This window comes from bacterium, assembly GCA_030655055.1.
Lineage (GTDB): Bacteria > Edwardsbacteria > AC1 > AC1 > EtOH8 > UBA5202.
In genome coordinates this window covers 1-10,876 of sequence record JAURWH010000235.1, presented here as the reverse complement: position 1 = coordinate 10,876, position 10,876 = coordinate 1, and the positions used below count along the sequence as shown (strand labels likewise).

The 10,876-nt window shown below is 57.3% G+C and carries 14 protein-coding genes; 7 read left to right on the top strand and 7 right to left on the bottom strand.

Annotated features, from left to right (window positions below):
- The 6 genes from Q7U71_11140 to Q7U71_11115 form a co-directional block, all read left to right on the top strand.
- The coding region (locus tag Q7U71_11140) for a hypothetical protein (protein ID MDO9392310.1) at positions 1-208 on the top strand (208 nt) is incomplete at its 5' end.
- 90 nt (positions 209-298) lie between these two features.
- Positions 299-1,675, top strand: coding sequence for a DNA repair protein RadA (radA, locus tag Q7U71_11135; protein MDO9392309.1), 1,377 nt, complete (start codon positions 299-301; stop codon positions 1,673-1,675).
- A 124-nt stretch (positions 1,676-1,799) separates the two neighbouring features.
- Positions 1,800-2,228: a GNAT family N-acetyltransferase gene (locus Q7U71_11130; protein MDO9392308.1), complete on the top strand. Its 429-nt coding sequence runs from the start codon at positions 1,800-1,802 to the stop codon at positions 2,226-2,228.
- Positions 2,229-2,903, top strand: coding sequence for a 2-C-methyl-D-erythritol 4-phosphate cytidylyltransferase (gene ispD, locus Q7U71_11125; GenBank protein ID MDO9392307.1), 675 nt, complete (start codon positions 2,229-2,231; stop codon positions 2,901-2,903). It begins immediately after the preceding gene.
- Complete coding sequence (gene ispF, locus Q7U71_11120) at positions 2,900-3,376, top strand: 2-C-methyl-D-erythritol 2,4-cyclodiphosphate synthase (protein ID MDO9392306.1); 477 nt, start codon at positions 2,900-2,902, stop codon at positions 3,374-3,376. Before ispD ends, ispF begins: the two co-directional genes overlap by 4 nt.
- A complete protein-coding gene (locus Q7U71_11115; protein ID MDO9392305.1) occupies positions 3,373-3,963 on the top strand; it encodes a DedA family protein in 591 nt (196 codons plus the stop codon). The genes ispF and Q7U71_11115 overlap by 4 nt, the downstream gene beginning before the upstream one ends.
- 71 nt (positions 3,964-4,034) lie before the next feature.
- On the opposite strand, the gene Q7U71_11110 is transcribed toward Q7U71_11115, so the two are convergent.
- Complete coding sequence (locus Q7U71_11110) at positions 4,035-4,304, bottom strand: HU family DNA-binding protein (GenBank protein MDO9392304.1); 270 nt, start codon at positions 4,302-4,304, stop codon at positions 4,035-4,037.
- A gap of 115 nt (positions 4,305-4,419) precedes the next feature.
- Positions 4,420-6,792 (bottom strand): primosomal protein N', encoded by a 2,373-nt coding sequence (priA, locus tag Q7U71_11105; protein MDO9392303.1) that lies wholly within the window; start codon positions 6,790-6,792, stop codon positions 4,420-4,422.
- Positions 6,793-6,822: 30 nt separating this feature from the next.
- On the opposite strand from priA, the gene Q7U71_11100 reads away from it, so the two are divergent.
- Positions 6,823-7,695, top strand: a complete 873-nt coding sequence (locus tag Q7U71_11100; GenBank protein ID MDO9392302.1) for an NHL repeat-containing protein — start codon at positions 6,823-6,825, stop codon at positions 7,693-7,695.
- Between the two features lie 4 nt (positions 7,696-7,699).
- Here the strand turns inward: Q7U71_11100 and Q7U71_11095 are convergent, their stop codons facing one another.
- The 5 genes from Q7U71_11095 to Q7U71_11075 form a co-directional block, all read right to left on the bottom strand.
- Positions 7,700-8,206, bottom strand: a complete 507-nt coding sequence (locus tag Q7U71_11095; protein ID MDO9392301.1) for an LptE family protein — start codon at positions 8,204-8,206, stop codon at positions 7,700-7,702.
- Complete coding sequence (gene rlmD, locus Q7U71_11090) at positions 8,207-9,538, bottom strand: 23S rRNA (uracil(1939)-C(5))-methyltransferase RlmD (protein ID MDO9392300.1); 1,332 nt, start codon at positions 9,536-9,538, stop codon at positions 8,207-8,209.
- Positions 9,532-9,996: a ribosomal protein S18-alanine N-acetyltransferase gene (gene rimI / locus Q7U71_11085; GenBank protein ID MDO9392299.1), complete on the bottom strand. Its 465-nt coding sequence runs from the start codon at positions 9,994-9,996 to the stop codon at positions 9,532-9,534. The genes rlmD and rimI overlap by 7 nt, the downstream gene beginning before the upstream one ends.
- Entirely contained in the window at positions 9,989-10,669 is a 681-nt protein-coding gene (gene tsaB / locus Q7U71_11080; protein ID MDO9392298.1) for a tRNA (adenosine(37)-N6)-threonylcarbamoyltransferase complex dimerization subunit type 1 TsaB, read from the bottom strand. The genes rimI and tsaB overlap by 8 nt, the downstream gene beginning before the upstream one ends.
- Positions 10,650-10,876 (bottom strand): tRNA (adenosine(37)-N6)-threonylcarbamoyltransferase complex ATPase subunit type 1 TsaE (locus Q7U71_11075; protein MDO9392297.1); only part of this gene is annotated, 227 nt, incomplete at its 5' end. The genes Q7U71_11075 and tsaB, both read right to left, overlap by 20 nt.

Below are 10,876 nucleotides of genomic sequence, written 5' to 3'. Positions count from 1 at the left end.
CGACCGGATATATTATGACCTGCGCCGGCGGCTGCTAAAAGCCGGGATAAAGCCGCGGTCCGTTAATTACGAAGCCATACAATACCGCCTGAGCCGTTTGGAGGATGAAACACCCGACATGGCCGTGAATACCGGCGGGACTGAAGACCCCGGTTCCTATTTTACCCTTAACGGTCTGGCCAAGCTAAAAAGCATCTCAGATCTTTGACCCCTAAATCAATTCATAGCCCAGGCCTTCCTCCTACGCTTACGGCTGCGGCGGATTAATAAGGCCTGGGCTATGAAAGAAACACGATAGATGAAAAATAAACTCCTCCCCAAAACCAACTTCGTCTGCCAGTCCTGCGGCTTCGAAAGCTCCAAATGGATCGGCAAGTGCCCGTCCTGCCAGGGCTGGAACACCTTTGTGGAAGAGCTCAAGCGGGCCGACCTCCGGCCGGCCAAGAACAAGGCTTCCCGGCAGCTGGCCCCTTCAATCCCCCAGACACTGAGTCAGATCGAGCTGAAGGACGATCAGCGGCTGCTCTCCGGCATCTCCGAATTCGACCGGGTCACCGGCGGCGGGCTGGTATCGGGCTCGCTGACACTGATCGGCGGCGATCCCGGCATCGGCAAGTCCACCCTCACTTTGCAGCTGGTGGACAAGCTGGCCGCTTCCGGCCAAAAAGTGCTTTACGTCTCCGGCGAGGAATCTTTGGCCCAGATCAAACTGAGGGCCCAGCGTTTGCAGGTCAACTCGGATAATTTATTATTGTTGTCCGAGACCGTTCTGGAGAACGTGCTGGAAACGGTCCACAAGCTCTCCCCCGATATTTTAGTGATGGATTCCATCCAGACCATCTATAGAACAGACCTGGAATCGGCTCCCGGTTCGGTGGGACAGGTCCGGGAATGCGGGGCCGAGCTGATGAGGCTGGCCAAGACCAATAACGTGGCCACCATCCTGATCGGCCATGTCACCAAGGAAGGCGTCATCGCCGGGCCCCGGACCCTGGAGCACATGGTGGACACCGTGCTCTATCTGGAGGGCGAGCGGCACCACGCCTACCGGATCCTGCGCTCGGTCAAGAACCGCTTCGGCTCCACCAACGAGATCGGGGTCTTCGAGATGCAGGAGGCCGGGATGGTGGAAGTTTCCAATCCCTCAAAAGTTTTTCTGTCGGAGCGCACCCGGGAGATACCGGGATCCACCGTGGTCTGCTCGCTGGAGGGCACCCGCCCCCTGCTGGTGGAGATCCAGGCCCTGGTGTCCCCGGCCTCCTACGGCAATCCCCAAAGGGTCCCCACCGGGTTCAACCACCGCAGACTGTCAATGCTGCTGGCGGTGCTGGAGCGCCGGGCCGGGCTGAACCTGGGCATGCACGACGTCTTTGCCAACATCGCCGGTGGTTTGAAGCTTGAGGAACCAGCCGTGGACCTGGGGATAGCCGCCGCCGTGGCCTCGGCCTTCAAGAACAGGAATGCCGACCCCGATACCGCGGTGGTCGGCGAGATAGGACTGGGCGGCGAGATCCGCAGCGTCAGCCAGCTGGACAAAAGGATCAACGAAGCCCAGAAACTGGGTTTTAAAAGGATGATCATCCCGGCCCATAACCAGCGGACCGCCGGAAATTCCAAGATCCAGCTGATCGAGGTCCGCTTTCTGTCAGAAGCCCTGCAGGCGTTGATAGCCTGATCCCTGCTGACGGCAACTTTTATTGGATGCCCTATTTTAAACGCGAAGACGCGAAGTCCGCTAAGATTTTAATTAAAGGCCCCTTGGCGTCCTTTGCGCCTTGGCGGTTAATGAAAGGATTTTTATGAAGATCCGAAAACTTACCATCAAAGACTACCCCGAACTGATCAGGCTCTGGGACCGGGCCAAACTGCCCGCCAAGCCCAAAGGCCGCGACAGCCGGGCCCATATCGCCAAAGAGATGGCCTGCAATCCCGATTTTTTCATCGGGGCCTTTGAGCAGGACATGATGATCGGCGCCATCATCGCCTCCCACGACGGCCGCAAGGGCTGGCTGAACCGGATCGCGGTCGATCCAGACTACCGCCGCCAGGGTTTGGCTAAAAAACTGACCGTCGCCGGAGAAAAGGCCTTAAGAAAGCGCGGTATCAAGATATTCGGCCTGCTGATCCACGAATACAACACCGCTTCGCTGAAGCTGGCCCAGAAAATGGGTTATAAGGTCCACAACGACATCCTGTATCTGACCAAAAGGAACGGAGATAATATTTAGATGACCCCTGTATCGGTGATCATAGTGGCCGCCGGCAGCGGTGTAAGGCTGGGGGCCAGGGTTCCCAAGGCTTTTGTCAGTTTGAACGGAAAGCCGATGGTGGAGTATTCCCTGCAGGCCTTCCAGGAGTGCCAAAGCGTTGCGGAGATCATTCTGGTAAAACCGGCATTGTATCAGATCAACGGCTTGAGGTATTTTGACAGATACCCCAAACTTTCGGCCATCGTATCCGGCGGCAAAGAACGGCTGGACTCGGTCCGGGCCGGCTTGAACATGGTTTCCCCGGGTTCCAGGGTCATTTTGATCCACGACGCCGCCCGGCCCCTGATCCGGGCGGAGCAGATCACCGCCGTGGCCCGGGCCGCCGAAAAGTACGGGGCCGCCATCCTGGCCGCCCCGGTCACCGACACCATCAAGCAGGTAAAAGCAGGAAAGATCACCGGCACGGTGGACCGCTCCCAATTATGGCGGGCCCAGACCCCCCAGGGATTTAAAATGCCGGTTCTGCAAAGATCCCATTTTAACCGGAAAAATATCCCCGCCACCGACGACAGTCAGTTGGTGGAAATGATCAAGGGAAAGGTCAGCATCGTCCCCGGAAACGATGGAAATATCAAAGTAACAACACCTATGGACCTGGAGATAGCCTCATGGCTGCTAAAAAAGAAAAAATGAGAATAGGACTGGGCTACGACATCCACCGGCTGGTCAAAGGCCGCAAGCTGATCCTGGGCGGGGCAACCATCCCTTATCCCAAGGGGCTTTTGGGGCACTCCGATGCCGATGTGCTTTGCCACGCCATAGCCGACAGCCTGCTGGGAGCGGCGGCCCTGGGAGACATCGGACAGCATTTCCCCAACACCGACAAGCGCTACAAGGACATCTCCAGTCTGGAATTATTAAAGGATGTTTTAACACTGATCCGAAAGGCAGGGTATACCATCAATAACATTGACTGCATGATCGCGGCCGAAGCGCCCAGGCTGGCCCCCCACATCACAGCCATGCGGAGAAACCTTGCCTCCGCCCTGAAGCTAAGGTCCTCGCAGGTCTCGGTAAAAGCCACCACCAACGAAGGACTGGACGACATCGGGAAAGGCCGGGGCATCTGGGCCCAGGCGGTCTGCCTGCTGGAGACGATCAAATGAACATGGAACAACTGGCCAATACTCTGGCCTCCCAGGGCGGATGGTGGGCATATCTGACCATTTTTACGGCCACTTTTTTGGAAGGCGTTTTCCCCCCCGCCCCCAGCGATGTGGTGGTCATCTTTTGCGCCATCCTAGTGGGCCAGAACCAGCTGCACTGGCTTCCCGGATTTATGGCTGCTTTTTTAGGGGGATCGCTGGGCGCCCTTTTGGTTTATTGGATCGGAATAAAAAAAGGCCGGGACTATTTTCTGTCCCAGCCCCGCCCATTTCTTTCTCCCTCCAGGCTGCTTTTGATGGAAGGCCATTTCGCCAGATACGGGAACCTGATCCTGGCCCTTAACCGGGCCGTGGTGGGCGGCCGCTCCTTCGGATTTTTGATCGCCGGGTTGACCGGCTACAGTTTTAAAAAGGTATTGCTTTACGGCCTGCCCGGGATCGCCCTGTGGTACGGTCTGCTTTTCTGCCTGGGGATCTTCTTCGGCGCCCAGGCCAAGCAATTCGTCAACGTCATAATCATAGTGGTGATGTCCCTGCTGGGGTTGGCGCTGGTCTCGGCCGTTATCACCAGGAAACTGATGAAATAAAGCCCTCATAACTGCAAACGGCCATCAAACAAAAAACCCCGCCAAAGCGGGGTTTTTTTGTTCTGGAGAGATTATCTCACAGTTTCCTTTAGTTCTTTGCCGGCCTTGAAAGCCGGGACCTTCTTGGCAGCGATCTTGATCTCTTTGCCGGTCTGGGGATTGCGTCCGATCCTGGCCTTTCTTTTCTTGACCGAGAAGGTTCCGAATCCCACCAAAGTAACCGTGTCGCCCTTCTTCAAAGCTTTGGCAATGGCATCAAACACGCCGCTGACGGCTTTGGCTGCCTCAACCTTGGTGCAAGTCTCTTTTGCCACAATCTCGATTAACTCCGATTTATTCATTACTGATATCCCTCCTTTCGCTTTATAAAATTAGAACTGTTGTTTTCGTTAACGCTATTAGTATAGCATTTACGCCATTTGCCGTCAAGACTTTTTTTAAAATATTTTAATTATTTTAAAACAGTGACACCGGGTCAATCTCCACGCTGGTTTTGACCCCCGGGGGCAGCGGAAGGTCCAGACCTCTTATCACCGCCTGCAGAACCGACGGCCTTGGGGCCTTGATCAGGAGCTGCCAGCGGTAGCGTCCCTTTAGGCGGAATACCGGGGACGGGACCGGACCCAGCAGCTCGGCTTCGCCTTTGACTGATTGCGCCCTTTGGGCCAGCAGCCCGGCAAAGCTTGCCCCGGGCTGTTCCTGGCCTGCCGATACCGTCACCAGCGCCAGATGCGAGAAAGGCGGGTAGCCATGCTCCCTCCGGTCATTGATCTCCTGCTTCCAAAAGCCCTGGTAATCGTGCTCTTTGGCCCAGGCCATCACCGGGTTTTCGGGGAGCCTGGTCTGAACCATCACCAGGCCCGGGTGCTCCCCCCGTCCGGCCCTCCCGGACATCTGGGATACCAGTTGGAAGGCCCGTTCCTGCGACCTGAAATCGGGCAGGCCCAGAATGTCATCCACATTGATGATGCCCACCAGCGAGACCCCCGGGAAATCATGCCCCTTGGCGATCATCTGGGTTCCCAGCAGGATCATGGCTTCCTTATTGTAGAAGCTCTGCAGCAAACGCTGGTGCGCCCCCTTGCGCCCGGTGGTATCGGCGTCCATCCGCAGCACTCCGGCTTTGGGGAACTTTTTCCCCAGTTCCTCTTCCAGCCCCTGAACCCCTTTGGCGTTGAAAACAAAATCCCCGGAATGGCAGGCCGGACAGGCATCCAATGGTTTGCGGAAATATCCGCAGTAATGGCAGAGCATTTTGGGGCCCTTAAGATGATAGGTCAGGCTGATGCTGCAGTTGGGGCAGCTGACGATCTGCCCGCAGCGCCGGCATTGGACATAGGGGGCAAAACCCCTCCGGTTCAAAAGCAGCATCACCTGGCTGTTTTGCCCCAAAGCGTCTGAGATGGCCTGCTCCAGCGGGGCCGAGATCAGGCCCGGTCCTGATAACTGGGATTTCAGGTCCACCAGCACCACCCGGGGCAGCATTGAATTTCCCGCCCTCTTTTCCCAACGGAACAGCCGGAATTTTCCGGCCTCGGCCTTATGGTAGCTTTCCACCGAGGGCGTGGCCGAGCCCAGTATCACCGAAGCCCCTTCGGCCTTGGCCCGGACAATGGCCAGGTCCCTGGCGTGATAATATGGCCGGGCGTCTGATTGCTTGTAGGAAGGATCGTGCTCCTCGTCCACCACTATCAGTCCCAGGTCCGGCAAAGGGGCAAAGACCGCCGAACGGGTTCCCACCACCACCCGCACTTTCCCCTGCCTTAGCATTTCCCAGGCATCCAGCCTTTCGCCCTGGCTCATCCCGCTGTGCCACAGGGCCACCTGCCCCAGCTTGGACTGGGCCCGGGATATCATCTGGGAGGTCAGTCCTATCTCCGGCACCAGTATCAGCACCGAGCGCCCCAGCTTGACAGCCTGCCGGGCGGCCTGAAGGTAGAGTTCGGTCTTGCCGCTTCCGGTGACGCCGTGGATCAGGTTCACCCTGAATCTTCTTTGTTCCAGATCACGGCTGATAAGTTCCAGGGCCTGGGATTGTTCTCCGGTCAGGACCGGTTCGGCTTTGGCTGTTTCGGCGTAATCGGTCCGGGGCAGCCTTACCGACTGGCGGCTCTCCCAGCTGGCCAGACCTTTTTTCACCAAAGCGGCGGCGGCGGCCTGGCCGGTTGATATCCCGTCCGGGGGGATCTCCTTTTCCCGGCTCAGTTTTTCCAGCAGCGCCCTCTGCTTAAGCGCCCGGGCCGGGAGCTCTGCCAGATCCCTGAAAATCAGCCACCTTTGCAGTTTGGTTGCAACCGGTTTCTGCCAGGCCAGCCTTCTTTCCAGGGTTCCTTTGGCCGCCAGCCGGTTGATCACCGGCTTGATCCCGGGGCCAAAACGCTGAAGGATGAAATATTCGGCGCTCTCCCCCCGTTCCTTAAGCAGATCCAGCAAGGCCAGGCCTTCCGGCTCAACCTCATCGTTCACCGCCCCTTCCCTGACGGAGATCAGCGCCTTTTGCCTGGCATCCAGTCCCGGAGGCAGAGCGGCCCTGATGGCCTCGCCCCAGGCGCAGCCGTAATAGGAAGCGGCCCAGCCGGTGAGTTCCAGCAGGCCTGGGCTTAAAACCGGCTCCTGATCTGGGATTTCCAGTATGAGTTTGGCTTTGTGACCGGTGGTCCCGGACAGCCCCACCACATAGCCCATCATCTCCCGGCTGCCCAAAGGCACCCGCACCCGCATCCCCGGGCAAAGACTGCCCCCCATTTTCTCCGGGATCTCATAAGTAAATGGACGGCTGCCAGGCAGCGGCAGGGCCACCTCGGCGTATTTTAAATTGGTACTTGACAAAACAATGATTTTAATTTATGCTTGGTAGTGATGAATAAAATGATCAAATATTATCTGGCCCTGCTGTTGTTGCTGCCGGTCTGGGCCAGGGCCGATTTCGGGGACAACCCCGGCGAGTATTCCTTTCCTGCCGGGGTGGCGCTGGATGGGCAGGGCCACATCTATGTGACGGAGCTGGGAAATGACCGGGTCCAAAAATTCAGCCCCGAGCTTGAGCCTCTGCAAAGCTGGGGCCGTTTTGGACAGGACTCGGCTGATTATGACGACCCGGTTTCACTGACCATTGCTCCTGACGGCAACATCTACACGGTGGACAGCGGCAACCGCCGGATACTGGTGTCCGACCAGGAAGGCATCCAGTTGTACCAGCTCCCCCTGCCGGACTCATCCCGCTGCTACGGGATCGTCATTGCCGCCAACGGCAACATCTATCTCAGCGACCAATCGCAGGACATGATCTACACCTTGAATTCCGACGGACTGATGTTGGAAACTATCGGCCAGTCCGGCAGCCAGCCCGGCCAGCTGCGCAAACCCCGGGGCCTGGTCTTTGACGGCGAAGGCCGCCTTTATGTGGTTGACACCGGAAATAACCGGATCTGCGTCTTTTCACCCCAGGGTGAATATCTTTCCAGCTGGGGATCCTACGGCGAAAATGAAGGGGAGTTTGATTCGCCCTCCGGCATCGCCATCAGCTCCAACGGTCAGATCTTCGTCACCGATTCCGGCAATGACCGTTTCCAGGAATTTTCCCTGGACGGAGTTTTTCAAAGTTCAGGCGGCAGCAGCGGGAACGGGGACAATCAGTTTTATAATCCCCAGGGAATCACTCTGGATGAAAGCGGGAACCTTTATATCGTGGACTGCGACAACCACCGGATCCAGTCTTTCCCCACCCAATGAATATTTACCAGTTTTCAAAGGCCTGTCTTACTATCTCCTCGGCCAGCTTGTCCGAGGCCTTTCCGATTCCCACGCTTTCTTCCTCCTGATCAGGCAGATAGGTGCTCCAGGCGCTTAAGGCAGGGTTCTCCCAGAGGACCTTGCCTTGGTTGTTTTTAACGGTCACCGCCGCCGTGATGGTGATCTTGTATTCCGACACCACTTCCTGGGCGCTGTATTTTAGGGGGTCGCGGCTGTAGCTTTTGATCTCTATGGCCATTATCCCTTCGGAGTTCTCGGGCTCTGCCTGGGTCACCGAACCATCCCGGGTGATGGCGGCCAGCACCGATTTGGTGACCAGGTCCGGCAGCCGGTAATCCCCGGTGGCATTGGCGGCCACCGGCACCCCGATGGTCTTGAAAGGAAGGCGGCCGCTGTGAAAGGAATAGCAGCCGGACAAGCCCAGCAATAACAGCCACCCCGGCCATAATAGCAGGCCCTGGGGTGGCCTTTTATTTTTCCCGATTTTCATTTATTTCCTTTGCAAAAAAGCCAGGGTTTCTATGTGATAGGTCTGGGGGAACATATCGGCGGTATAAAGGCCGGATATCCGGTAATCCTCTTTAATGATCTCTTTCAGGTCCCGGGCCAAAGTGGCCGGATCGCAGGAAAGATATGCTATCTTTAGGGGTTTAAGCCTGGTCAGTTCCCTGACCACTTCCGGCCTCAGACCGCTGCGGGGCGGATCGCAGACCACCGCGTCGGCCTGCTGCACTTTTCCCAAAAGCACTTCGGCCGGGCCGGCCAGGAACTCGGCATTGGTGATCCCGTTCATTTTGGCGCTGTCCCTGGCGTCATCCACCGCCTGGGTCGAAGACTCTATTCCCAGCACCTGGCCGGCCGCTGCAGCCAGCTGCAGTGAGATGGCTCCGGCCCCGCAATAAAGGTCAACCGCCTGCTGCCGGCTGGTCAACTGCAGTTCATCTTTTATCCGGCGGTACAGCACTCCGGCCGTCAGCTGGTTCACCTGCCAGAAAGATCCGGCCGAAAGCTTGTACCTGATCCCGTCCAGTTCTTCCTCCATCTGGCTTTCCCCGGACAGCAGTTTCCATTTATTCCCCAGGATAGTATTGCCCGGTTCGGCATTCAGGTTCAGCCATACCGAACCGACCCCGGGGATGGCGGACAATGATGCTATCACTTCCGGATATATCTTGTCCTTGGTGCAGACCAGGGTCAGGGATATTTTGTCCTGATACTGTCCGTAACGAAGGATCAAGTGCCTTAATATCCCATTGTTGGTCAGTTCGTCATATCCCGGCACCTTTGCAGTCAACAGGATGTCCCTGGCTTGCTGGAACACCCGGTTTAAACCGGGCTGGATGATGGGGCATTCGTCGATCGGAACCACCTGGTGGCTGCCCTGCCGGTAATAGCCTACGACCAGTTTGCCTTTGGACTGGGAAACCGGGTACTGGGCCTTGTTGCGGTAATGCCAGGGGGAGCCTTCTGCCAGGACCTCGATCCCGGCATCCTTGATGCCGCCGATCCGGGCCAGGGTCTGTTCCAGTATCGTTTTTTTGTGCTCCAGCTGGCGGGTGTGGTCCATCATCTGCCACTGGCAGCTGCCGCAGTCCCCGAAATAAGGGCAGGCCGGCTTGATCCGCTGGGGGCCGGGGCTGGCGATGGACATGATCACGGCCCGGCAGTATTTCTGGTGGGCGTCAAACACCCGGACCTTCACTTGGTCGCCGGGCAGCCCGTAAGGCACGAATACGGTTTGTCCCAGGTGCCGTCCTACCGCATCTCCGCCGCAAGCCATGCTGTCCAGCCCCAGTTCAATGATATCACCCTTTTTTAGCATGCTTTTTCCTCATCCAGCCGGGCCAGCAGCACCAGGGCATCCTCATCCTGATAATACTTCTTGCGAACGGCGATCTCTTTGAAATTATATTTATGATACAGTTTGATGGCGGTTTGGTTCGAGGCCCTGACCTCCAGCGAGGCCGTCCGGCAGCCCTTGCCCTTAACCTGCTTGAGCATGCGCTCCAGGATCAGGCTTCCATACCCCCGCCCCTTCAGGTCCGGCCGGACCGCCAGGTTGCCCAGATGAAACTCGTCCAGCACGATCCAGCCCAGACCGTAGCCGATCACCTGAGAATTCATGGTCAGGACAACGGGGTACTTTCCCGGGTCATCCTCCAGTTCCTGCCGGAACATCACTTCGCTCCAGGGATCGGAAAAGCTGGCCTGCTCTATGGCCAATACTTCGGACAGATGGCCTTCCGTCATTCTCTCTAATTCTACCCTGATCTCAGGCATGCCGCTTGACCATGGCATCAGAGGGACGGATGTAAAACGCATCCAGCTCTTCGGCCGGTACAAATTTGTTTTGATTCAGTTCTTTTAAAGCCAGCTTGACCAGGCCGCTGATCTCAGGGCCGTTGATATAAGCTTCATCCATCACCAGCTCCGGGTATGACTGTGATATCATCTCCCGGTAGGCATAAGCTCCGCTGCCGAATACTTTTGTCCGGGGAGCCAGCCGGGAAAGCCAGGCTTGGGGTTCTATCACCTGGTATGAAGAGACCACATCGCTGACCCCGTTTTCAGACCGGTACAAGGCCGTGTAGACCTGTCCCTTTTTGGCGTCCAGCATCGGAGACAATTCTCCGGAAAAACCCTCCGGCAGGCAGGCCATGGCATCCAGCGTGTTGAGAGGCAAAAGCCTGATGCCGGAACCCATGGCCAGACCCTGGGCAAAGGATACCCCCACCCGCAGGCCGGTAAAGGATCCCGGCCCCGCCGTCACCGCCAGCCAGTCTGCTTCAGACAGCTTCACCTTTGCCCTGGCCAGGATGTTGCCCAGTTCAAAAGGAAGCCTCTCGGCCTGCTGGTTGCCCGCATCCTGTGATATCGAGGCCAGAATATCATCCTCCCGGCAAACGGCCAGGTTCAGCCAGGGACCGCTGGTGTCAATTATTAAACCTGTCATTCCAGTTATTTCCTGATGTTTTGATCTCGATTTTCCGGGTCTGCTGGTCCAGCCTGGTCAGATGAATATCCAGCCGGCTTTCCGGCAGGATATCGCGGATCCGCTCCGGCCATTCCAGAATGGAGATCCCCCGGCCGTAAAGATATTCCGTGATGCCGATCTCCTCGGCCTGGGCTGAGTTTTCCAGCCGGTACAGGTCCAGGTGAT

What these genes read in the sequence shown, in the direction of transcription:
- radA (MDO9392309.1), top strand. Translation starts at nt 299, where the DNA reads ATGAAAAATAAACTCCTCCCCAAAACCAACTTCGTCTGCCAGTCCTGC.
- Q7U71_11130 (MDO9392308.1), top strand. Translation starts at nt 1,800, where the DNA reads ATGAAGATCCGAAAACTTACCATCAAAGACTACCCCGAACTGATCAGG.
- ispD (MDO9392307.1), top strand. Translation starts at nt 2,229, where the DNA reads ATGACCCCTGTATCGGTGATCATAGTGGCCGCCGGCAGCGGTGTAAGG.
- ispF (MDO9392306.1), top strand. Translation starts at nt 2,900, where the DNA reads ATGAGAATAGGACTGGGCTACGACATCCACCGGCTGGTCAAAGGCCGC.
- Q7U71_11115 (MDO9392305.1), top strand. Translation starts at nt 3,373, where the DNA reads ATGAACATGGAACAACTGGCCAATACTCTGGCCTCCCAGGGCGGATGG.
- Q7U71_11110 (MDO9392304.1), bottom strand. Translation starts at nt 4,304, where the DNA reads ATGAATAAATCGGAGTTAATCGAGATTGTGGCAAAAGAGACTTGCACC.
- Q7U71_11100 (MDO9392302.1), top strand. Translation starts at nt 6,823, where the DNA reads ATGAATAAAATGATCAAATATTATCTGGCCCTGCTGTTGTTGCTGCCG.
- Q7U71_11095 (MDO9392301.1), bottom strand. Translation starts at nt 8,206, where the DNA reads ATGAAAATCGGGAAAAATAAAAGGCCACCCCAGGGCCTGCTATTATGG.
- rlmD (MDO9392300.1), bottom strand. Translation starts at nt 9,538, where the DNA reads ATGCTAAAAAAGGGTGATATCATTGAACTGGGGCTGGACAGCATGGCT.
- rimI (MDO9392299.1), bottom strand. Translation starts at nt 9,996, where the DNA reads ATGCCTGAGATCAGGGTAGAATTAGAGAGAATGACGGAAGGCCATCTG.
- tsaB (MDO9392298.1), bottom strand. Translation starts at nt 10,669, where the DNA reads ATGACAGGTTTAATAATTGACACCAGCGGTCCCTGGCTGAACCTGGCC.